Origin of the sequence: Streptomyces sp. NPDC052773 (genome assembly GCF_044547145.1) — a bacterium.
Classification (GTDB): domain Bacteria; phylum Actinomycetota; class Actinomycetes; order Streptomycetales; family Streptomycetaceae; genus Streptomyces.
The window spans coordinates 428,175-448,866 of record NZ_JBITZX010000004.1 but is presented as its reverse complement, the minus strand read 5'-3'; the positions used below and the strand labels follow the sequence as shown (position 1 = coordinate 448,866).

At 72.9% G+C, this 20,692-nt stretch carries 27 protein-coding genes; 17 read left to right on the top strand and 10 right to left on the bottom strand.

Going from position 1 to position 20,692, the window contains the following annotated elements; translation table 11 throughout:
• Positions 1-49 precede the first annotated feature (49 nt).
• From ACIG0D_RS12470 to ACIG0D_RS12440, 7 genes are all read left to right on the top strand, one after another.
• Positions 50-619, top strand: coding sequence for a quercetin 2,3-dioxygenase (locus ACIG0D_RS12470; RefSeq protein ID WP_399799080.1), 570 nt, complete (start codon positions 50-52; stop codon positions 617-619).
• Positions 616-765, top strand: coding sequence for a DUF1427 family protein (locus ACIG0D_RS12465; protein WP_399799078.1), 150 nt, complete (start codon positions 616-618; stop codon positions 763-765). Before ACIG0D_RS12470 ends, ACIG0D_RS12465 begins: the two co-directional genes overlap by 4 nt.
• Positions 762-1,028, top strand: a complete 267-nt coding sequence (locus tag ACIG0D_RS12460) for a DUF1427 family protein (RefSeq protein WP_399799076.1) — start codon at positions 762-764, stop codon at positions 1,026-1,028. The genes ACIG0D_RS12465 and ACIG0D_RS12460 overlap by 4 nt, the downstream gene beginning before the upstream one ends.
• Positions 1,028-1,984 (top strand): amidohydrolase family protein, encoded by a 957-nt coding sequence (locus ACIG0D_RS12455; protein ID WP_399799297.1) that lies wholly within the window; start codon positions 1,028-1,030, stop codon positions 1,982-1,984. The genes ACIG0D_RS12460 and ACIG0D_RS12455 overlap by 1 nt, the downstream gene beginning before the upstream one ends.
• A 67-nt stretch (positions 1,985-2,051) precedes the next feature.
• Positions 2,052-2,981, top strand: coding sequence for an alpha/beta hydrolase fold domain-containing protein (locus ACIG0D_RS12450; protein ID WP_399799074.1), 930 nt, complete (start codon positions 2,052-2,054; stop codon positions 2,979-2,981).
• A 38-nt stretch (positions 2,982-3,019) separates the two neighbouring features.
• Positions 3,020-3,463, top strand: coding sequence for a MarR family winged helix-turn-helix transcriptional regulator (locus ACIG0D_RS12445; RefSeq protein WP_399799072.1), 444 nt, complete (start codon positions 3,020-3,022; stop codon positions 3,461-3,463).
• 206 nt (positions 3,464-3,669) lie between these two features.
• The gene (locus tag ACIG0D_RS12440) at positions 3,670-4,356 is read left to right on the top strand and encodes a response regulator (protein ID WP_399799295.1); all 687 of its coding nucleotides are present in this window, start codon (positions 3,670-3,672) and stop codon (positions 4,354-4,356) included.
• 81 nt (positions 4,357-4,437) lie between these two features.
• Here the strand turns inward: ACIG0D_RS12440 and ACIG0D_RS12435 are convergent, their stop codons facing one another.
• Together ACIG0D_RS12435 and ACIG0D_RS12430 are read right to left on the bottom strand one after the other, a co-directional pair.
• Positions 4,438-4,965: a hypothetical protein gene (locus ACIG0D_RS12435; RefSeq protein WP_399799070.1), complete on the bottom strand. Its 528-nt coding sequence runs from the start codon at positions 4,963-4,965 to the stop codon at positions 4,438-4,440.
• A 127-nt stretch (positions 4,966-5,092) separates the two neighbouring features.
• A complete protein-coding gene (locus ACIG0D_RS12430) occupies positions 5,093-5,548 on the bottom strand; it encodes an NAD(P)H-dependent oxidoreductase (protein ID WP_365768405.1) in 456 nt (151 codons plus the stop codon).
• Between the two features lie 79 nt (positions 5,549-5,627).
• On the opposite strand from ACIG0D_RS12430, the gene ACIG0D_RS12425 reads away from it, so the two are divergent.
• The 3 genes from ACIG0D_RS12425 to ACIG0D_RS12415 all read left to right on the top strand — a co-directional run bounded on the left by ACIG0D_RS12425 (position 5,628) and on the right by ACIG0D_RS12415 (position 7,657).
• Positions 5,628-6,308: a class I SAM-dependent methyltransferase gene (locus tag ACIG0D_RS12425; protein WP_399799068.1), complete on the top strand. Its 681-nt coding sequence runs from the start codon at positions 5,628-5,630 to the stop codon at positions 6,306-6,308.
• A 98-nt stretch (positions 6,309-6,406) separates the two neighbouring features.
• The gene (locus ACIG0D_RS12420) at positions 6,407-6,865 is read left to right on the top strand and encodes a DUF6153 family protein (protein ID WP_399799065.1); all 459 of its coding nucleotides are present in this window, start codon (positions 6,407-6,409) and stop codon (positions 6,863-6,865) included.
• A gap of 105 nt (positions 6,866-6,970) precedes the next feature.
• Positions 6,971-7,657, top strand: coding sequence for a DUF305 domain-containing protein (locus tag ACIG0D_RS12415; protein ID WP_399799063.1), 687 nt, complete (start codon positions 6,971-6,973; stop codon positions 7,655-7,657).
• A 77-nt stretch (positions 7,658-7,734) separates the two neighbouring features.
• On the opposite strand, the gene ACIG0D_RS12410 is transcribed toward ACIG0D_RS12415, so the two are convergent.
• Positions 7,735-8,094 carry an ArsR/SmtB family transcription factor gene (locus tag ACIG0D_RS12410; protein ID WP_399799060.1) on the bottom strand — a complete coding sequence of 120 codons (360 nt, stop codon included), beginning with the start codon at positions 8,092-8,094 and terminating at the stop codon, positions 7,735-7,737.
• Positions 8,095-8,231: 137 nt separating this feature from the next.
• Here ACIG0D_RS12410 and ACIG0D_RS12405 point away from each other — a divergent pair, with 137 nt between their 5' ends.
• Both ACIG0D_RS12405 and ACIG0D_RS12400 read left to right on the top strand, forming a co-directional pair.
• Positions 8,232-8,624 (top strand): Fur family transcriptional regulator, encoded by a 393-nt coding sequence (locus tag ACIG0D_RS12405; RefSeq protein ID WP_399799057.1) that lies wholly within the window; start codon positions 8,232-8,234, stop codon positions 8,622-8,624.
• 158 nt (positions 8,625-8,782) lie between these two features.
• Positions 8,783-10,147: an FAD-dependent oxidoreductase gene (locus ACIG0D_RS12400; protein WP_399799053.1), complete on the top strand. Its 1,365-nt coding sequence runs from the start codon at positions 8,783-8,785 to the stop codon at positions 10,145-10,147.
• Positions 10,148-10,244: 97 nt separating this feature from the next.
• Here the strand turns inward: ACIG0D_RS12400 and ACIG0D_RS12395 are convergent, their stop codons facing one another.
• Positions 10,245-11,279: a hypothetical protein gene (locus ACIG0D_RS12395; RefSeq protein ID WP_399799051.1), complete on the bottom strand. Its 1,035-nt coding sequence runs from the start codon at positions 11,277-11,279 to the stop codon at positions 10,245-10,247.
• Entirely contained in the window at positions 11,276-11,653 is a 378-nt protein-coding gene (locus tag ACIG0D_RS12390) for a PadR family transcriptional regulator (RefSeq protein ID WP_399799292.1), read from the bottom strand. Before ACIG0D_RS12390 ends, ACIG0D_RS12395 begins: the two co-directional genes overlap by 4 nt.
• A 190-nt stretch (positions 11,654-11,843) precedes the next feature.
• Here ACIG0D_RS12390 and ACIG0D_RS12385 point away from each other — a divergent pair, with 190 nt between their 5' ends.
• From ACIG0D_RS12385 to tgmB, 3 genes are all read left to right on the top strand, one after another.
• Positions 11,844-13,088 carry a hypothetical protein gene (locus tag ACIG0D_RS12385; protein ID WP_399799049.1) on the top strand — a complete coding sequence of 415 codons (1,245 nt, stop codon included), beginning with the start codon at positions 11,844-11,846 and terminating at the stop codon, positions 13,086-13,088.
• A gap of 467 nt (positions 13,089-13,555) precedes the next feature.
• Positions 13,556-13,747 carry a putative ATP-grasp-modified RiPP gene (gene tgmA, locus ACIG0D_RS12380; protein WP_166004267.1) on the top strand — a complete coding sequence of 64 codons (192 nt, stop codon included), beginning with the start codon at positions 13,556-13,558 and terminating at the stop codon, positions 13,745-13,747.
• Positions 13,748-13,763: 16 nt separating this feature from the next.
• Positions 13,764-14,747, top strand: a complete 984-nt coding sequence (gene tgmB / locus ACIG0D_RS12375) for an ATP-grasp ribosomal peptide maturase (protein ID WP_399799046.1) — start codon at positions 13,764-13,766, stop codon at positions 14,745-14,747.
• 47 nt (positions 14,748-14,794) lie between these two features.
• On the opposite strand, the gene ACIG0D_RS12370 is transcribed toward tgmB, so the two are convergent.
• From ACIG0D_RS12370 to ACIG0D_RS12355, 4 genes are all read right to left on the bottom strand, one after another.
• Positions 14,795-15,046, bottom strand: a complete 252-nt coding sequence (locus ACIG0D_RS12370) for a DUF5133 domain-containing protein (protein WP_399799044.1) — start codon at positions 15,044-15,046, stop codon at positions 14,795-14,797.
• A gap of 144 nt (positions 15,047-15,190) precedes the next feature.
• Positions 15,191-16,957 carry an ABC transporter ATP-binding protein gene (locus ACIG0D_RS12365; protein ID WP_399799041.1) on the bottom strand — a complete coding sequence of 589 codons (1,767 nt, stop codon included), beginning with the start codon at positions 16,955-16,957 and terminating at the stop codon, positions 15,191-15,193.
• 267 nt (positions 16,958-17,224) lie between these two features.
• Positions 17,225-17,743, bottom strand: a complete 519-nt coding sequence (locus ACIG0D_RS12360) for a hypothetical protein (RefSeq protein ID WP_399799039.1) — start codon at positions 17,741-17,743, stop codon at positions 17,225-17,227.
• A gap of 23 nt (positions 17,744-17,766) precedes the next feature.
• Complete coding sequence (locus ACIG0D_RS12355; protein WP_399799036.1) at positions 17,767-18,180, bottom strand: ATP-binding protein; 414 nt, start codon at positions 18,178-18,180, stop codon at positions 17,767-17,769.
• Between the two features lie 269 nt (positions 18,181-18,449).
• Here ACIG0D_RS12355 and ACIG0D_RS12350 point away from each other — a divergent pair, with 269 nt between their 5' ends.
• Positions 18,450-18,680, top strand: a complete 231-nt coding sequence (locus ACIG0D_RS12350) for a DUF397 domain-containing protein (protein ID WP_365766254.1) — start codon at positions 18,450-18,452, stop codon at positions 18,678-18,680.
• 159 nt (positions 18,681-18,839) lie between these two features.
• The gene (locus tag ACIG0D_RS12345; protein WP_399799034.1) at positions 18,840-19,760 is read left to right on the top strand and encodes a helix-turn-helix domain-containing protein; all 921 of its coding nucleotides are present in this window, start codon (positions 18,840-18,842) and stop codon (positions 19,758-19,760) included.
• 87 nt (positions 19,761-19,847) lie between these two features.
• Here ACIG0D_RS12345 and ACIG0D_RS12340 read toward each other — a convergent pair whose 3' ends face one another.
• Positions 19,848-20,666: an SAM-dependent methyltransferase gene (locus ACIG0D_RS12340; RefSeq protein WP_399799032.1), complete on the bottom strand. Its 819-nt coding sequence runs from the start codon at positions 20,664-20,666 to the stop codon at positions 19,848-19,850.
• Positions 20,667-20,692: the final 26 nt, after the last annotated feature.

Sequence of the window (20,692 nt, the reverse complement as noted above, 5' to 3'; positions counted from 1 at the left end):
CTCTATGTCAGGTAACCTGACATTCATCATCCGCAGCCGGAGGTTTCCCATGACCATCGAGTACGCCACGCGGTACCGGTCCCGCTCCCTCATCCCCCCGGAGCCCGGAAAGCCGTACTTCATCGAGAAGGGCCTGGGCGACCGGGCGCATCTCTTCGGCGACCTCGTCACGATCTACGCGGGCGGCGAGCAGACGGAGAACACCTTCAACTTCTTCACCGTGGAAGGGCCGAAGGGCGACCTCATCCCGGCGCACTCGCACCCCGAAACCCACGAGGTCTTCTACATCGCCCAGGGCGCGGTGCGGCTGTTCGTCGAGGACCTGGACGGCGAGCAGCACGAACGCCTGCTCACCCCGGGCGACTTCGGCTTCGTACCGAAGAACTGCCCGCACGCCTACCGCATGGAGCGCCACCACTCGGTGGTGGTCGGCGTGGCCGCCGGGCCGGGCGGCACCTTCGAGCGGTTCTTCGAGACCCTGGGCACACCGAGCGACGAACTCGGGCTGCCCGTACGGCCGTACGTGCCCGCGCCGGAGAAGTTCGCCACCGTGCCCGACCAGTACGACGTGCGGTTCCTGCCCGGCCACCAGTGGCGCACCGGGAGCGGACAGCCGTGACCCATGTCCAGGTCCTGCTGGCGGGCGGGCTGGTCGGCGTCCTCTACGGGGCGCTGCGCGTGGCCTCGCCCGCCCCTCCCCCGGTCGCCCTGTTCGGGCTGCTGGGGATGGTAGTGGGGCAGTCGGTGCTGGAGGCGGTGCTGTGAACGGCTCGCCCGGTACGGCCCGTTCGCCCCGAGCCGTCGCCTTCCTGCGCGCGGCGGCCGTCTCCTTCGCCGCGGGGCTGCTGATGGGCGCCGTCTACTGGGCGCTGGACATCGTCTCCCCCGCCCCGCCGCTGCTCGGTCTGACCGGGCTGTTCGGCATCGTCGTCCGCGAGCGTGCGGCCCACGCCGTGCGCGCCCGGTGGCGGCGCCGTGTCCCCGCCGTACGGGACGAGGGTCCCGCCTCCCGGAAGGACCGACCGTGATCGCTCCCGGTCTCATCGACGTCCACGCCCACTTCGTCACCGACTCCTACGTCCGGCAGGCCCGCGCCGCCGGCCACGAACTCCCCGACGGGGTGCCCGCCTGGCCCACCTGGTCGGCGCGGACCCATCTGGAGCTGATGGACCGCGCCGGCATCGAGACGGCGATCCTGTCGGTCTCCTCGCCGGGCGTGTACTTCGGCGACGCGGACGCCGCGCGCGCCCTCGCCCGGGAGGTGAACGAGGACGGTGCCCGGATCGTCGCCGAACACCCCGGCCGGTTCGGCCTGTTCGCCTCGCTGCCGGTGCCGGACGTCGAGGGGGCGCTCGCGGAGATCGCGTACGCCTTCGACGTGCTGGGTGCGGACGGAGTGGTGCTGGAGACGAACACCCACGGCGTCTATCTCGGCGACCCGCGGCTGGAGCCGGTCTTCGCCGAGCTGGACCGGCGTGCCGCCGTCGTCTTCCTGCACCCCACCTCGCCGGTGTGCTGGGAGCGGTCCGCGCTGGGCCGGCCGCGCCCCATGGTGGAGTTCGTCTTCGACACCGCGCGCACCGTCACCGACCTGCTCTTCGCGGGCACGCTGAACCGCTGCCCGGACCTGAAGGTGATCGTGCCGCACTGCGGCGGCGCGCTGCCGGTGCTGGCCGACCGGATCAACGGCTTCATGCGGCTGTTCATGCCGGGCGACCAGGAGGCGCCGGACGCCGTCGCCCAGCTCCGCCGCCTCCACTACGACCTCGCGGGCCCGGCGTTCCCCCGCCAGGTGCCCGCCCTGCTGCGACTCGCCGCCCCCGAACGGCTGCTGTACGGCAGCGACTACTGCTGGACCCCGGCGCCCGCGGCCGAGGCGCACGCCGCGTCCTTCGACACCCGCCCCTCCCCCGTCGACGGCACGACCTGGCGCTCCCTGACCACCGCCAACGCCCACGCCCTGCTGCCGCGCCTCGCTCGCTGAGGCCTGAACGTGCGTACCCCGCACCTCCGTTCTCCGTACCTCCGTACCCCCGGCAAGGACATCGCCCATGCCCGAACCCGCGCACCCTTTCCCCCTCGACCTGCTCGCCCCGCCCGCCCCGGCCCGCCTCCCCCTGCCGCCCACCGCCCGCCCCGAGTCCGGCGTGCGGCTGCTGCGCGGCACCGTCTACGCCGTACCGGAGGGCTGCCGCCCGCTCGAAACCGACCTGTGGCTGCCCGCGGAACCGTCCGGTCCCCTGCCGGTGGTCGTCTTCGTGCACGGCGGTGCCTGGCGGACCGGACTGCGCGACGACGTCGGGCCCCGGTTCCGGCACTGGTCTCCCGGCCCGTTCGCCCGCCTGGTGCGGGCCGGGTTCGCGGTGGCCTGCCCGGACTACCGGCTCAGCGGCGAGGCCCCGTACCCCGCCCCGCTCGACGACCTGCGCACCGCACTGGCCTGGCTGCACAGCCGCTCCGCCGAACTCGGCCTGGACACCGGCCGGACCGTGCTGTGGGGCGAGTCGGCGGGCGGTCATCTCGCGGCCCTGACCGCGCTCACCGCCGACCCCGGGCCCGGTACGGCCACCGTGCGCGGCTGTGCCGTCTGGTACGCCCCGTCCGACCTGGCGCGGCTCGCCGAGGACCATCCGCCCGGCGCCTACGACCCCGGTGACGCCTCGACCTTCGAGGCGCTGCTGATCGGCGCGGCGCTCGCCGACGCGCCGGAGCGGGCGCGCGCGGCCAGCCCGGTGAGCCGGGTGACGGCCGGGGCGCCGCCCTTCCAGGTGCAGCACGGCACGGCCGACTCGATCGTGCCCTTCGCCCAGGGCGAGCGGCTGGCCGACGCGTTGCGGAAGGCGGGCGGCCGGGTCGAGTTCCGGCCCGTCGAGGGCGGCGACCATCTGTGGGTGGGGCTGCCGGAGGAGGAGGTCGAGGACTGCTTCGAGGCGACCGTGGACTTCGTCTCCCGGTGCACCGGCCGGTCGGCGAGGGGATAATCCCCTCGTCCGCCGTCCTGCCGAGGCCCCGAGGAGCCATGAGTCACCGCGCCGCCAATCTGCCCCAACTGCTCGGCGAAGGCCGGCGCTGGTTCGAGGACGCCCTGTTCGCCAGCATGGAGGCCGCCGGGGAACAACCGGTGACCACCGCGCAGGCTTCCGTCTTCGCGATGCTCGACACCGAGGGGACGACCGTCTCCGAGCTGGCCCGCCGGATCGGCGTCACCCGCCAGACGGTCCATCAGGCGGTGCACGGTCTGATCGACATGGGGCTGCTGGAACAGGTCCCCGACCCCGGCTCCGCCCGCCGCCGGCTGATCCGAACCACCCTCGAGGGGCAGCGGGTCCACGAGCGGGCCCAGGCGGTGATCGCGGTCGTCGAGTCGGTGCTGGCCGAGCGTATCGGCCGGGCCGGCGTCGACGCCGTACGGCGGGCGCTGGCCGCCGACTGGGGTGAGCCGCCGCTCGTCGCGGCGCCCTGAGCGCGTCGCACCCCTGGCGTCCGGCCTGCCGGTCTGCGAACGTCACGGCGGCGGGATCACGGCGCCGACGCGGTGATCCCGGCACGCCTGACCGTCAGCCACCCCATCGACGCGGTGGCGGAAGGAGCGGACCGATGAGCACTGCGGTGTCCCGTACGACTCTCGCGCCTTTGGACACGGACACAGACACGGACACGGACACGGACATGATCGGCGTCCTGGTCGTGGACGACGACTTCAGGGTGGCGAAGGTGCATCGCGCCTATGTGGAACGCATACCCCCCTTCCGGGTCGTGGGTGTGGCGGGCAACGGCCGGGAGGCCGCCGACGCCGTGGACGCGCTGCGCCCGGATCTCGTGCTGCTCGATCTGTATCTGCCCGACGTGTTCGGCCTGGACCTCATCCCCCGGCTGCGCTCCGCCGGGCACGACTGCGATGTGATGGTGATCAGCGCGGCCCGGGAGGCGGACGCGGTGCGCGGCGCCGTGCGGCACGGCGTCGTCGACTATCTCCTCAAGCCGTTCGACTTCGCCGATCTGCGGGCACGGCTGGAGCGGTACGTCGCCCAGCGCGGCCGGCGGGAGAACGCCGTCGTGCGCGGCCAGGCCGACGTGGACCGGGTCCTCGCCGGGGCGGCCCTGCCGGCGCCGGCCGCCGGGCCGCTGCCGAAGGGCATGAGCGTGGAGACCGCCGAGCTGGTCGAACGCGCGTTGCGCGACGCGGACGGCACCCTCTCCGCCGGCGAGTGCGCCGCCGTGACCGGGCTGTCCCGGGTCAGCGCCCGCCGTTATCTGGAGTTCTTCCATACGACGGGCCGCGCGGACGTGTCACTGCGGTACGGCGTGGCGGGGCGACCGGAGCGGCGGTACGGCTGGCGGGGGGTGAGGCGGTAGGGGTGCGCCACCTCGGGTGATGGATGCCGCGCCACCTCGGCGACAGGCGCCGCGCCACCTCGGGGATGAGCGCCGGTCGTCTCAGGCGATGAGCGCCTGGTCGGGGCCGAGGCGGTCCAGGAGGTGGTCCAGATGCAGTTCGGCCACCGGGGCGACCAGGTCGGGGTGGCGCAGCAGCGCCGCGGCGTCGCGGTCGCGCGCCCCGGGCTCGATCAGGCGGCGGAACTCGGCGGGCGCGCCCAGGGGCCGCGGGCCCCGGGTGACCTCGGTCACCGCCTGCCGGGCCAGCTCCGGGTCGGTGAGCAGGCTCGCGGCCCAGCTGGCCACGACCTCGTCGACCCAGGTCCGCCACGCGCTGTCCTCGGGGTCCGCACCGCCGGCCGCGTCCGCGCCGGTGACCCAGTCCAGGCGGGCCGAGCCGCCCGGGCCGGCCATCGCGACCAGCGCCGCGTCCGTCCGCGTCGGGTAGCGCAGACAGGCCGCGACCGTCACCGCCTGCCGCGCCTGTGCCTCGCACAGGGCGGCGGCCAGCGCACCACCGGAGGCGGGGTAGGCACGCGTCAGCCACTGAGCGGTCGCCGCGATGAGCGGACTGAGTTCTGTGAGCACTGGCTGGCCGTCCGGGCTGGGGAACAGGGGACCGGACAAAACGGTATCCCGGGCCCTACGGGGAGGGACATGCCCTGTCTCGTATCCCGGGCGTGGCCTCGCCCACATTCGACGGGCGAGGCGCCGGTCACCGGGACATCAGCCCCGCCGCGACCGTCGCGCCCAGCTCCCAGCAGGCCTCGAGGTCGGCCTTGCCGGGTTCGCCGGTGAGCGTCAGGGGCTCGGCCGCGCGGCGCCAGGCGAGGCCGGTGGTGATGGACTCGATACCGCGGACGGCGCCGGTGACGTCGCTCCCGCCGTGGACGTAGTAGCCGAAGGGCCGGCCGCGGGTCTCGTCCAGGCACGGGTAGTAGACCTGATCGAAGAAGTGCTTGAGCGCGCCGGACATGTAGCCGAGGTTCGCGGGTGTGCCCAGGAGGTAGCCGTCGGCGGCGAGCACGTCGGACGCGGTGGCGGACAGCGCCGCGCGCCGCTCGACGCGGACGTTCTCGATCTCCGGTGTCGTCGCCCCGGCGACGACGGCTTCGAGGATCGCCTGGCAGTTGGGCGACGGCGTGTGATGGACGATCAGCAAGGTGGCCACGGCGGAACCCTAACGCCCGTTGTCACACCGGTTCCCCGGGTGCGACGATGCCCGCCACGACCACGCCGGAGGAGGCATCGTGACCGACGGGGACCACCGGCCGGACACCGCGGCGCAGCACACCGGGGCGCAGGACACCACGGCGCCGGACGCGGCGGCGGTGTTCGACGCGCTCGGCTCGGCGTACGAGGAGGCGTTCGCCCGGTCGCCGGCGCACCGGGCGTCGCTCGACTGGCTGCTGGAGCGGCTGGAGCCGGGCAGCAGTGTGCTGGACGTGGGCAGCGGGACGGGCCGGCCGACCGCCGAGACGCTGGCCGGGGCGGGCCATCGGGTCCTGGGCGTGGACGTCTCGCCGGTGATGGTGGAGCTGGCGCGGAAGCGGGTGCCGGACGCCGTGTTCCGCCACGCCGACATCCGCGAGATGCCGCTCGCGCCGGACTCCTACGACGCGGTGTGCGTGTACTTCTCCCTCCTCCAGATGACCCGCGACGAGCAGTCCGGTCTGCTGGAGCGGCTGGTGCGGGCGCTGCGGCCGGGCGGGCACATGGTGCTGGCGACGGTGCCCGTGGACGTGGAGGGCGTCGACGTCGTGTTCATGGGCCAGCCGGTCCGGGTCACCAGCTTCGCCGCCGACGGCTTCACCGCCCTGGCGGCCGGCGCCGGCCTGACGGTGCTCCGCGCCGGGGAGTCCCTGTTCACACCCGCCCACCCGGAGGCCGCGCCGGAACCGCATCTGTTCCTGTACGCCCGGCGCGACTGAGGCCCGACCGGCCGCGACGAGCGCCCCTTCGCGGACCGGAAGGCGTCGATCCGCTACCGTGACCGGATATGCCGTAGCGGTGGAGAAGGGGATCGGACGTGCGGGTGAGCCGGTGCGTGCGGGCGGGAGGCGCCCTCGGGCAGCTGCTGCTCGTCGTCGTACTGGCCGTCGGCGTCTTCGTGATGCACACGCTCGGGCACCCGGAGGAACACTCCGGCAGCGCGTCGCACGGCGTCGCCGCTCCCTCGCATGTGCCGCTGTCCGGGCAGACGTCCGGGCACGGGGTGCCGGATCACTGGATGCCGGGTCACGGGATGCCCGCCCCCTCGGACGATCCGTCGTCCGCCCCGCATGAGCCCGGCATGGCGATGGACATGACCTCGCTGTGCGTGGCGGTCCTGGTCGGTGCGTGGGCCCTCGCCGCGCTGCTCAGGGCGGCGTTCGCGCGGCGCCTGGAGTGGTCGGCGGAACTCCTCGCCCAGGTCGCCGTCGTCCGGCGGCCGAACCCTCCGCCTCGCGGACCGGATCTCACCCAACTGTCGGTGCTGCGGCTGTAGGCCGACGCGCACGCGCGGGCTCGCACACGCGGACCCGCCCCTTCGCGTACGCCCGAAACGGCCACCCGTACAGCAACAGAACCGACATCTAAGGTGAAATCCACCATGACTGGCTTCACGCGCACCCTGCGCCGCACCACCGTCGTCCGCCGCACCACCGTCGTCCGTCGTATCGCCGCGGCCACCGGTCTCGTCGCCGCCGGCGCTCTGTTCCTCACCGCCTGCGGCGGTGACGGCATGAGCGGCATGGACCACGGCGGCGACAGCGGCTCCTCGTCCGCGAGCGCCGAGGCGGGCGCCGGCGACGGCTTCAACGACGCGGACGTCGTCTTCGCCCAGCAGATGATCCCGCACCACGAGCAGGCCCTGGAGATGGCGAAGCTCGCCGACGGCCGGGCCTCGGACGTGCGGATCAAGGACCTCGCCGGGAAGATCGAGCAGGCGCAGGACCCCGAGATCCGGACCATGAAGGGCTGGCTGGAGACCTGGAAGCAGCCGACCGCCGCGGCGTCCGGGTCCGGCATGGGTCACGGCGGCCACGGCAGTGCCCATGACGGCGGCGACGGCATGATGTCGGCCGCGGACATGGAACGGCTCGAGGACCTGAAGGGCACCGCCTTCGACAAGGCGTTCGCCGAGATGATGATCGAGCACCACAACGGCGCGATCACCATGGCCCGGGACGAGCAGAAGAACGGCGAGAACGCCGACGCCCGGAAGATGGCCGGCGACATCGTCGAGGGACAGTCCGCCGAGGTCGAGCAGTTGCGGGACATCCTCGACCGGCTCTGACCGCCCGGCCGCCCGGACCCCGTACGCGGGAACCGTCGGGGTCCGGGCGCCGCCCCACCACTCACCGCCCACCCGGGTCAGTCGTGCGGTGCCTTCCCGCTGACCCGGTGGTCGGCGTGGCTGAGCGCTTCCATGACGAGGCGGCGCAGGTGGCCGTCGCGCAGGCTGTAGTGGATGTGCCGCCCCTCGCGGCGGGACTCGACCAGCCCGGCGAGCCGCAGCTTGGCCAGATGCTGGCTGACCGCCGTGCGCGAGGCCGCGCAGCGCTCGGTCAGCGAGCCGACGTCCGACTCCCCTTGCGCCAGCAGCCACAGCAGATGCAGCCGGGTGGGATCGGCGAGCATCGCGAACACCTCGGTGGCCTCCGCCAGACGCGCGCCGTCCGGAGGGCGCAGATGCGCGTCGGCGTCGGGCGACACGGGCTCACGAGCAGGCATGCGTACAGCCTAGAGGCTGCGGCACACGACACATGACAGCACATTCATATGGACATGGCTTTCATTGCCATTTACCGTTGTACCGTTGCCCTGACGCACCGCCGCGGTGCGCCGCACACCACTGGAGGTGATCTGCCGTGAGCGGCCGTACGACACGGCAGCGAGCGGCCGTGCTCGACGGCCTGACGCACTGTCATGAGTTCGTCTCCGCCCAGGAGTTGCACGCCCGGCTGACCGCGCGCGGGGTGTCCATCGGCCTGACCACCGTGTACCGCGCCCTGCGGCACTTCGTGGCCACCGGCGGCGTCGACGTCGTACGCGACAAGGCGGGCGAACGGCTCTACCGCCCCCGGCCCGGGGACGGGCACCGGCACTATCTGATCTGCCGTCACTGCGGTTTCAGCCGCCCGCTGGACAGCGCGGTCGTGGAGGAGTGGGCCGAACGCGTCACGGCGGACACGGGATTCGCCGCGGTGGAGCACACCGTGGAACTCACCGGCGTCTGCACCGACTGCCAGACGGCCGCGTGAGGAACCCCGGTGACCGGCGAGGCGGCTCCGAAGGCTCGCTTATCATCCTCATAAGGTCGCCTTATGAGCCCATAGACCGGACCCGCGTACCGACTTAGGCATGCCTTAGCTTAGGCTTCCCCGCGAGTCGCTTGTCGTCGCTCGAAGGGAACCTGATCATGCCCCGCCCTCTGCGGGTAGCCATCGTCGGTGCCGGCCCCGCCGGTATCTACGCCGCCGACGCCCTGCTCAAGTCCGAGGTGGCCGCCGAACCCGGCGTGTCCATCGACCTCTTCGAGCGGATGCCGGCGCCGTTCGGCCTGATCCGCTACGGCGTGGCCCCCGACCACCCCCGGATCAAGGGCATCATCACCGCCCTCCACCAGGTGCTCGACAAGCCGCAGATCCGCCTCTTCGGCAACGTCGACTACGGCACCGACATCAGCCTGGACGACCTGCGCTCGTTCTACGACGCGGTGATCTTCTCCACCGGCGCGATGGCCGACCGGGACCTGTCCATCCCCGGCATCGACCTCGACGGCTCCTACGGTGCCGCCGACTTCGTCTCCTGGTACGACGGCCACCCGGACGTGCCGCGCACCTGGCCGCTGGAGGCGGAGAAGGTCGCCGTCCTCGGCGTCGGCAACGTCGCCCTCGACATCGCGCGCATCCTCGCCAAGACTGCGGACGAGCTGCTGCCGACCGAGATCCCGCCGAACGTCTACGAGGGCCTGAAGGCCAACAAGGCCGTCGAGGTCCACGTGTTCGGCCGCCGCGGCCCGGCGCAGGCCAAGTTCAGCCCGATGGAGCTGCGCGAGCTGGACCACTCCCCCAACATCGAGGTCATCGTCGACCCCGAGGACATCGACTACGACGAGGGCTCCATCGAGACCCGGCGTGGCAACAAGCAGGCCGACATGGTCGCCAAGACGCTGGAGAACTGGGCGATCCGCGACGTCGGCGACCGCCCGCACAAGCTCTTCCTGCACTTCTTCGAGTCGCCGGTGGAGATCCTGGGCGAGGACGGCAAGGTCGTGGGCCTGCGCACCGAGCGCACCGAGCTGGACGGCACCGGCAACGTCAAGGGCACCGGCAAGTTCACCGACTGGGACGTCACCGCCGTCTACCGCGCCGTCGGCTACCTCTCCGACAAGCTGCCGAAGCTGCCCTGGGACCTCGAGTCCGGCACCGTGCCGGACGAGGGCGGCCGGGTCATCGAGGAGGGCGGCAACCACCTCCAGTCCGTGTACGTCACCGGCTGGATCCGGCGCGGCCCGGTGGGCCTCATCGGCCACACCAAGGGCGACGCCAACGAGACCGTCGCCAACCTGCTGGACGACTTCACCAACGGCCGCCTCCAGACGCCTCAGGCGCCCGCGCCCGAGGCCGTCGACGCCTTCCTGGCGGAGCGGAACATCCGCTTCACCACCTGGGAGGGCTGGTACAAGCTGGACGCCGCGGAGAAGGCACTGGGCGAGCCGCAGGGCCGCGAGCGCGTGAAGATCGTCGAGCGTGAGGACATGCTCAAGGCGAGCGGCGCGTAAGCGCACCCACCCACCGGCGTCGTCCCGTACGCCGGCGAAGGGCCCGGTGGCCGGCCACCGGGCCCTTCGTGCATTCGGTCCGCCACCCGGACGTCGCTCAGCCCTTCGTCGCCCGCTCCGCGTCCTCGCCCACGGTCCGGCCCGACTCCCGGACGCCGACGACGGCCAGCGCCGTCACGAGCAGGGCGAGGACCGCCGCTTGGGCCAGTGCGCCGTCGATCAGCGCCGCGGGCGCGACGTCCAGCCACGGGTACACCGCGGCGCCGCGCAGCGCGCACAGCAGCAGACCCAGCGCGGCCAGCGCGAAGGCCTCGCCGGGGTCGCCCGGCAGCCCTCGCCGGACGCGCAGGACGAGCCAGGCGAGTGCGCCGACGGCGAAGCAGGTCGCCGGGGCCCACGCGGCGTCGGCGGCGTCGGGGCCCAGCACGATGGAGGCGCCCATGACGACGCAGGACGCCAGGAAGACGAGCCCGGGCGAGCCGCCGGGGACGGTGACCGTGGGTGCGTCGCGGTGGTGGGCCGCGCACAGCGCGAGGGCGGGGAGCCAGGCGAACAGCGCGGCGGTGACGGCGTATCCGGGGTCCGCGGGCACGGACTCGCCGACCAGCGGTCCGAGGAAGGGCCAGAGCGTGGGCAGCGCGGCCGGCAGCACCGCCGCGCGGGCCAGGCGCCGGCGGTCGTGGACGAGGGCGAAGTACCCCACGGTCCACAGCAGCGGAAGCGTCCACTGGGCCACGGCCAGCGCGCCCTGCGCGGGACCGTGGCCGGTGAAGCCGAACAGGATCGGCGCCCCTCCTTCCCCCTCGGCGCGGTTCGACGCCCAGGTGAGCGCGAGCGCCCAGTCGACGACGGCGGAGGCCGCCTGGAGCAGCACCGCGTAGAGCGCGAAGACGCGGACGGCCGCGCCGAGCCGGGCGTAGCCCCGGGGCGCGCCGGGGGCACCGAGCCGGGTGCGCACGGCGAGCGCGGCGATGCTCGCGACCTCGGCGAGGGTGGGGCGGCTCTGCTCCTGGGTGTCGGGGTCGACGTCCCACAGGTAGGTCTCGACCATCTCGTCCTCGCGGGCCTCGCGGTAGTACGCGGGCAGCAGGCGCAGGACCGCGCGGTAGCGCGCCTCGAGCAGGGTCGTCATGCCAGACCTCCGGCGAGTCCGGGGCCCGGGGCGGGCGGGAGGCCGGTTCCGGGGGCACCGGGGGCGCGGCGGCCCTCGGCGATCCGCCGCTTGGCCGCGCCGGCGCCCGCGGCCAGGCGGTCCGCCTCCTCCTCCAGGGCGCTGACGCCCTCGTCGGTGAGGCGGTAGTAGCGCCGCAGGCGGCCCTGCTGGACCTCCTCGCGGTCCAGCACGATCAGTCCCTCGGCGGTGAGCCGGTCCAGTACGCCGTAGAGCGTGCCGACGCGCAGCTGGACCGCGCCGTCGGACAGGTCCTCGACCTCGCGCAGGATTCCGTAGCCGTGCCGCGGCTGATCGGCCAGGGCCGTCAGCACGAAGAACGCCGCCTGCGTCATGTTCCTCGATGCCATGCGGACAGGATATCTCGGCTTCCGATATATATCGACGCGCAGGAAATCGGGGCGTACGGATTTCGGGGTGTACGGATGTACGGGAGGGAGGAGAGGGGGCACCCCGGTTGATCGCCACCGGGGCGGGGCAACGATACTGGCAGACAGCACGACGCCCCCGCTCACAGATGGACTCATGCCGACCTCCACCACCGTCCGCCCCACGACTCCCCCCACGGTGTGGCTGGCTCGCGGCCGCCATGTCGGTGCCGCCGCCGAGGACGTACTGCGGCGGAATCTGCGCGACCTCAAGGCGCGCGGAGTGATCCACGACCACATGGAACCGCCACAGCCCGAGGACAGCCCGGAGAAGGTGTTCGAGGCGCGCTGGGCGGTCGGCGAGGTGACCGTGCGGGCGCGGCTGGCGCTGGCGCCGCCCTCCGAGGGCGGGCGGGAGTGGGTGCTGGCCGCCGAGGCGGAGGCCGCCTGGGATCTGGAGTGGCCGTCGCCCGCGACCATGTTCTGGCCGGAGGAGGCCGAGGGCGCGGAGACGGAGTGGGACCGGCTCAGCGGGTCCGAGCTGCGGCTGCGGGACATCAACCCGCTGCCCGCCGACGACAAGGACCTGCGGCGTGTGCTGCGCGACGCCGCGCCGGACACCTGGGCCGTCCACGTCGTCGTGCACGAGGCCATGACCCCCGACGAGCGGGGCCGCCGCCCGCTCGCCCCGCTGCTGCCGCCCGGTCTGCGCCACCGCGTGGTGGAGCATCGCGCGGCACCGCACCAGCTGCGCGCCGTGAACTGGGCGCTGCGGGAGTTCGGCGTGGAGCTGCCGCGGGGCGGCGCCGTGGTGCTGCCGGGCGTCCCGGCGCCCGAGGGGTACGACGGGGGCGGGTTCTCCGTGCGCACCGTCTTCCTGGACGGCTCCCGGCCGGCCGAGCTCATCGCCGCGGTGACCCGGTTCGCCCACGCCGCCAGGCCGCTGCCGAAGGGCGCCGACGAGGTCGTCACCGCGCTGCGCGAGGACTGGCATCTGCTGACGCTGGAGGAGGAGCTGGAGCGCCAGCGCGCGCTGGTGGCCATGTACGCCGAGGCGCTGGAGGCCATGACCCGCTCCCGTGACCTCTACCGGGAGGCCGCCGAGCGGGCCAACGAGGCGCTGGCCGCCTACCGGGAGTCCGCCGGCGTCCCCGCCCCGGCCCTGCCCGCCCAGAACCGGAACGAGGACACCCGCCCCGCTTCCCCTCTCCAGCAGCTGACCCGAACCCTGGAACGCCTCAAGCTCGGCAAGTCCCGTCACCCCGAGCCCGGCACGGCCCGGCCGGCCACGGACACCGAAGAGCCGGCCGCCCCGGAGCCGGCGGCCCCCGAGCCGACCGCTCCCGAGCCGGAGCCACTCCAGGCGGAGACCACCGAGGCACCCGGCTCGAAGCCCCTTTAGCAACGGGTCCCGAAGCCCGGCCAGGCCCGCCCGGGCCCGCACGACTCCGCAGAAGACGCCCCCGGTCACGCCTCCTCCCCCGCCCTCCCGCGCGGCGTTCTTCCCGTGCGCCTCGCCTCCCCCGCCCGCCCCCTCCGCGCGTCAGGTCGGTGCGAGTGAGGCAATACGGAGGCCGGATCAGGGAATTGGAGGAGTGGACGGCCCCACCTCGCAGTGTTCCCTACGCTCCGCGCACTCGCCGGACTTCAGGCCGGTCGCCTCTCCGTAATCTCGCCGGACTCAACCGCCGGACGCTCTGGACCGTCTCAGGTTCAGGGTGCCCAACGCCAGAAAAATTACGGAGCGTAAGGAAACCAACCAGGCGTTCGATTCGTATAAGTCCATGGAAGCCCTGGAGATCCCGTGGGCGAAGTCAGGAAGCGGCGTGCCGACGGCTTCACCGGGGCAGCACCGACGAGGGAGAGACGATGCAACCGTTCGCGCTCAACTACGCCCGCCCGACGGCGGAGTTGGACGTCGCCACCCCCTATGCCTACGACCCCGGACGGCAGTTGAACGTGCTCTTCGACGGCCGGATCGCCGCGACCGATCACGCCCTGCTCCGGGAGCTGGGGACCACGACGTCCACGGCGGGCTCGAAGACGCACTTCGACGACTGACCACGGACCGTCGACGATGACCGTACTGATCCTGACCAGCGACCAGGACGTGACCGCGGACATGGTGGTCGTGCACCTGAACGCGTCCGGAGTGCCGGTGGTCCGGCTGGACCCCGCCGATCTGACCGGCGGGGTCTCGCTCTCGGGCGAGTATGTGCACGGCTCCTTCCGGGGCCACCTGTGGTCCGCGGGGCGGCTGGTGGGCCTGGACGGGCTGCGCTCCGTGTGGGTGCGCCGCCCCGGCGCCCCGGCCGCCCGCGCGGCGGCGCCCTCCCCCTGGCTGACCGAGGAGTCGTCGCAGGCGCTGTACGGCATGCTGCGCTCCACCGGCGCCCGCTGGATGAACCACCCCGACGCGGCCCGCCGGGCCCGTCACAAACCGTGGCAGCTGCGGCTCGCCCAGTGCAGCGGGCTGCCCGTCCCGGCCACGCTGATCACGACCTTTCCGCAGGCCGCCCGGGACTTCGCCGAGCGCTTCCCGGATCTGGTGGTCAAGCCGGTCTCGGGCGCGCACCCGCAGGAGCCGCCGCAGGCCGTGCCGACCAGCCGGGTGGCGCCCGGCACCGACTTCGCCGCCGTGGCGTTCGGGCCCACGCTGCTGCAGCGCCGGATCGCCAAGCGGGCGGACATCCGGCTCACGGCCGTCGGCGACCGGCTGCTGGCGGCCCGCAAGGAGACCCCGCCCGACGCCGACCCCGACGAGGTCGACGTCCGCTTCGCCACGCCCGCCCTGCCCTGGGCCGAGACCGAGGTTCCGCCGCGGATCGCCGAGGGGGTGCGGGCGTATCTGCGCGAGGCGGAGCTGGCGTACGGCGCCTTCGACTTCGTGGAGGACGCCGACGGGACCTGGTGGTTCCTGGAGTGCAACCAGTCGGGTCAGTTCGGGTTCGTGGAGGTGGACACCGGCCAGCCGATCGCCCGGACGATCGCCGAGTGGCTGGCCCGGCCCGCCGCGGACCGGCCGCGGCGGACGTGCGACGCCGGCACCGCGGTCCCGTGACCGCGGTGCCGGCGTCGTGGGGTGTCCGGCGGTGTCGTACGGCGGGGTCAGACCGCCACCGACAGGCCGCTGTCGCTGTCCTCGTCCGGGTCAGCGACCCGGCCGTCGGTCAGCAGCAGGGCGTCCGCCCTCGTGATGGCGTCATGGATATCGGTGGTCCCCATCATCACGCAGAGCGTGTAGCTGACGTCCTCCAACTCGCGTGCCGTGGCCGCGCTCTCCCGCTCCGCCTGGGCGATCTGCAGGGTCGCGTACCGGGTCAGCAGCTTTCTGACGACCTTCGGGTCCGGTACAAGCACGGGGCGCCCCTCTCTCGGTTTTTGCTGCGTATGCCCGGTCGGTGCCGGACCAATCACCTCCGGTGGGTGCCGTGCGCAATTGACGCAATACCGTTGCTTAATGCCCGGCGCGCGGGGCGTACGCGGGGCGCGCGTGGAGTCGGCTCACGCCGCTTGTCCCTGGTGGAGCGCGGCGTAGGCGCCGCCCCGGCGGAGCAGTTCCTCGTGGGTGCCGATCTCCTGGATCCGGCCGTCGCCCATGACCACGATCCGGTCCGCGCCCCGTACGGTGGACAGCCGGTGCGCGACCACGAAGGTGGTCCGGCCGCGCAGCAGCCGGGCGAGCGCCTGCTGGACCAGTGCCTCGGACCGGGTGTCGAGGGCGGAGGTGGCCTCGTCGAGGACCAGCACCCGGGGGTCCCGGATCAGGGCGCGGGCGATGGCGAGCCGCTGCCGCTGCCCGCCGGACAGCCGGGCCCCGTGCTCCCCGACCAGGGTGTCGAGGCCCTGCGGCAGCCGCTCGACGAACTCCAGGGCGTTCGCGTCCCGCAGCGCGGCGCGGACGGTCGCCTCGTCGGCGTCGTCCATGCCGTAGGCGACGTTCTCGCGGACGGTCCCGTCGAAGAGGATCGACTCCTGGGGCACCACCGAGACGAACCGCCGGTAGGTGCGCAGGTCGAGGCCGGCCATGTCGGTGCCGTCGAGCAGCAGCCGGCCCTCGGTGGGGCGGATGAATCCGATGACCAGGTTGAGGACGGTGGACTTGCCGGCGCCGGACGCCCCCACCAGCGCGATGGTCTCGCCGGGGGTGACGTCGAGGGTGAAGTCGCGGACGGCGGCCCGGCCGCCGTCGTAGGCGTACCCGACGTGCTCGAAGGCGACGGCGCCCTGCACGGCGGTGACCTCGGCCTTGCCCTCGTTGTCCTCCAGTTCCGGGGCCTGGAGCACCTCGCCGACCGAGCGGACCGACTCCAGGCCCTTGGAGATGACCGGGGTGAGGCCGGCCAGCGTGGTCACGGAGTTGGTGAGGGTGGTCAGGAACGCGCTGAGCATGACGACGTCGCCGGGGGTGACGCCCCAGACGTCGTAGTAGGAGATGAGCGCGGCGCCGGCGAGCACGAGGATGCCGACGACGTTGAGCACCACCCACGCCAGTGAGCCGAACCGGCCGTTGACCAGGTCGAGGCGCATCCCCGAGGTCAGCAGCCGGCGCAGGGTGCGGTCCATGCGGCGCAGCGCTTTCCCCTCCAGGCCGTGGGCGCGGGTGACCGGGATCAGGCGGGTCATCTCGGTCACCCGGGACGACAGGGCCTCGACCTCGTGCCGGAAGTGCTCGTTGTGGGTGCGCAGCCGGGACCGCAGCCGGGCGACGAGGAGGGCGGCGGCGGGCACGACGATCAGGAAGACGGGAAGGAACTCGGGGGTGCGGACGGCGATGATCACCAGGCCGCCGATGAGCACGGTGGTGGCGCCGAGCCCCTGCTCGGCCGTCTGCTGGACCATCTGTTCGACCGTCTCGACGTCGCGGACCACCTTGGCCTGGAGGACTCCGGCACTGACTCGCGAGTGGTAGCCGATGGACAGCTGCTGCATGCGGGTGCACAGGGCCGAGCGGAGGCCGGTGCCCATGCGGCGGACGCTGCCGTAGAGGAGACGGACGTAGAGGACGTGCAGCGGGTAGTTGACCAGCAGGATGAAGAGGATGATCCCCGTGCTGACGAAGAGTTCGGCGACCGGACGGTGCTGGACGACGGTGTCGATGATGGACGCGGTGATCAGCGGGAGCAGCCAGATCGGGCTGTGCTTGAACGTGAAGACGCCGACCGCGGCGGCGAGACGCCGGCGGTCGGCGCGGAACAGGTAGGCGAGGGTGCGTATCGGATGCTCGCCCCGGTAGCGGTGATCGAGCGGTTTCTCGGGCGGCGACGCCATCGGCGGTGATCCTCTCCGGTGACCTAGGGGAATCCGGTGGCCTCGGGGACGAGGCGCTTCTCGCGAAAGCGCTTTCTCCCCCTGTTCGGCCAGGGGTACACCACCGTGGGGCGGTCGGGTCGGAGTGTCCGCAGCGTGAGACCGGCGTCGGGCGGGGGACGTCCGGTGCCGGGGCACAGGGCGACCGGGGCGCGGATGCCGGGGCGGGGATGCCGGGACGCGGGATGCCGGGACGCGGGATGCCGGGGGGCGGGATGCCGCCGGGTCTCAGACGCCCAGAGTGCGGGCGAGTTCCGTGCCGGCCCGGGCGATCTCGGTGTCCTGCTCCTTCAGCAGCGAGCGGACGGCGCCGCGCCGGGCGTGCACGGCCTGGCGGGCGGCGCGTTCCCACACCACGGGGTTCTCCCGGTGGTTGAGCAGCTTCGGGTAGGCGCTGGCGGTGTGCTCCCACTGCCGGGCCTCGGCGATGCTGGCGAGCAGCCGGATGATCTGGGGGCGGCAGGTGACCTGCGGCGACTGGGCCAGTTCCCAGAGGAAGGGGACGGTGGCGGCGGTCGCCTGTTCGACGACGAAGCCGTACTGGCAGATGCGCTTGCGCAGTTCGCCGAGCGCGGCCGTCGCGGTGTCGGCGCTGCCGTGGGCGATGTCGTCGAGCAGTCCGGGGATGGCGTCGGCGGAGCCGGTGGAGTCCTGGATCTCGTGCCACGGCACCTCGTCGAGCGCCCCCAGGTACGGCTGGTGTTCGGTGCGCTCGGTGCCGGGCTGTCCCGTCGAAGCGGTGCGCATGGCGTGGGGCCTTTCCGCAGTGGTCAAGGAAGTAACGAGGAGGAGGTCGACAGCCGGGCCCACACGGTCTTGCCCGCCGGAGGACAGGGGGTCCAGCCCCACTCCTCGGACAGGGCGTCGACGATGAACAGGCCGCGGCCGTGCTCCTCCAGGGCGAAGGTGCCGTGGGGCGCGTACACGGGCGGGGTGGCGCCGGGGTCGGAGACGGCGAGCATCAGGTGGTCGCTGCCGCGGCTGAGGCCGAGCCAGACCTCCGCGTGGTCCGCCGGGGCCTGGGGCACCGCGTGGACGACGGCGTTGGCGGCGAGTTCGGTGACCACGAGGGCGGCGTCGTCGCCGCGGTGGCCCAGGGACCAGTCCCGCAGCGTGTCCTGGGTGAACGCCCGCGCCTGGGCCACGCCCTCCTCGCTGGTCATGATGCGCAGCGCGGCGGACACGGGCCCGGCCGCACCTCCTTCGGCCGGCTCCGGCGACACGGCGCCGAACGGCCGAGAGGTGTGAGGCACGGGTGACGGCACGGCATCTCCCTGATGCGACGTCATGGCGGCGCGCCTCCCGACGGGTTGACGCGCGGTCTATTATCCACGCCGAAGAGGCTCGCGTGCAATTGCACGAGAAATTGCGCGAGTTTCCGGATAGAGCGCCGAGGCGTGGGCAGACAGCACAGCGAGCCCACCCGGCACCACCACCCCCCAGGGAGAGGCCGATGTCACCTGTACCGAACGGAGTGCGGGCCAGCACGCTGGACGCGCGCTGGGTCAAGAGCCGGCACAGCAACGCCGAGGGCAACTGCGTGGAGGTGGCCCCGCTGCCGGACGGGGCGATCGCCCTGCGCAACTCCCGCGACCCCGACGGACCCGCGCTGGTCTACACGGCGGCCGAGGTGGCGGCCTTCCTCGCCGGCGCGAAGGACGGGGAGTTCGACCACCTGGTCTGACCGGCCCGTGGGACGCCGGATGCGCGTGCGGCGCACACGCCCGCGCCCGGACACCGGCGCACCACGGTCAACCCTCTTCGATCTCCCGGCATATCAGGCACGAGAGGGTGAGGCTGCGCTAGGCTGTTCCCCTCTTCTGCCTGTTTGCCGGGAGTCGGGATGTCCGCCGAGTCGCCACGTGTGGTGCGCCTCCGGCCCTATCTGGACCGGGCCGAGCCAGCGCCGACCCTGCTCAAGATGCTCGTCGGCGTGCAGCTGGCGGGTCTGCGCGAGGATGCAGGGCTGGCCCAGGACCAGGCGGCGCGCGCCCTCGGGTTCAGCCCCGCGAAGCTGTCGCGGATCGAGGCGGGCAAGGGCCGCAAGCCACCCGCCGAGGCCGACGTCAAGGCCCTGCTGAAGCTGTACGAGGCCGACGAGCACGAGGCCTCCGTCCTGCTCGAACTGCTCCGCCGGGCCGGTGAGCCGGGCTGGTGGCAGCGGTACGACAAGCGGCTGATGCCGGAGTGGTTCGACCGGCTGGTCGGACTCCAGGAGGCGGCCGCCGCGATCCGTACCTTCGAGATCCAGTACGTGCCGGGGCTGCTCCAGACTCCGGCCTACACGCACGCGGTGATCCGCCGCGGGCTCCCGGTCGCGCCGGAGAACGAGGTCCGCCGGCGGGTGGAACTGCGCACCCGGCGGGCGCAGTTGCTGCACCGGCCGGACGCACCGCAGATGTGGGCGATCGTCGACGAGTCGGTGCTGCTGCGGATCCTCGGCAGTCCCGCGGTCATGCGGGAGCAGCTGGAGCATCTGATCGAGATGGCGCAGCTTCCGCATGTGACCGTGCAGGTGGTTCCGCTGGACGTGACGAACGCGTCGGCGCCCGCCATCCCGGTCACCTATCTCCGTTTCGGCGGGCTCGATCTGCCGGACGTCGTCTATCTGGAGCACATCCGCAGCGCCAACTTCCTGGAGGACCCGGACGAGACGGAGGAGTACCGGGTGGCGCTGGACCGGCTCGCCGACGAGGCGCTGACGCCGCGGGAGTCGCTGGCGCTGATGCGGGAGACGATGGAGCGGCGCTACCCGGCCGAGTGAACGGCCGGGTGCGGCGGGTGTCCCGCGGCCGGGTCCGTGGACTCGGCCGGGACGGCCGGGTCCCCGGCCGGGATGACCGGGTCTGGGCTACGGCTTGCGGGCGACGCCGCCGAACTCGATCCACTCCTGGGTGAGCTGACGGGGGGCCACCTCCGAGTCGGGGCGCCAGGTCGACACCTCGACGAGGCCCGGTTCCAGGATCTCCAGGCCCTCGAACCACTCGGCGACGTCCTTCCGCTCACGGACCCGGCCCCAGTGCCCCTGGGTCACCTGGTCCATGAAGTCGGTGACGAACTTGCGGACCTCGGGGTCGTCGCTGACGAGCTGGCACATCACCAGGAAGCTGCCCGGCGCGAGGCGTTCGGAGACCCGGCGGACGACGGCGAGCGGGCCGTCGGTGTCGCTGTCCGGGATGCAGTGGAACACCGAGTTGAACAGCACCGCGACCGGCTGGTCGAAGTCGATCAGGCGGCGGGTGTCGGGGTGCTCGAAGATGGCCTCGGTCTCGCGCATGTCGGCGTGGATGACGGCGGTGCGCTCGTCCTGCTCCAGCAGCGCGCGGCCGTGGACGAGGACCATCGGGTCGTTGTCGACGTAGACGACGTGGGCGCTGGGGTCGTGGCGCTGGGCGACCTGGTGGACGTTGTCCTGGGTCGGCAGGCCGGAGCCGTGGTCGAGGAACTGCCGGATGCCGTGCTCCGCGGCGAGCGTCCTCACCACGCGCTGGAGGAAGCGCCGGTTGTTCAGCGCGAGCCGGCGGGTGCTGGGAACGACCTTGTCCAGTTCCTCGCAGGCCGCGCGGTCCGCGGCGTAGTTGTCCTTGCCGCCGAGGTAGTAGTCGTACATCCGGGCGGCCGTCGGGACGTTGGCGTCGATCTCCGTGGAGAGCTGCTTACCGTTGTTCAAGGGTTCCCCCAGCTTCGTACCGAGCC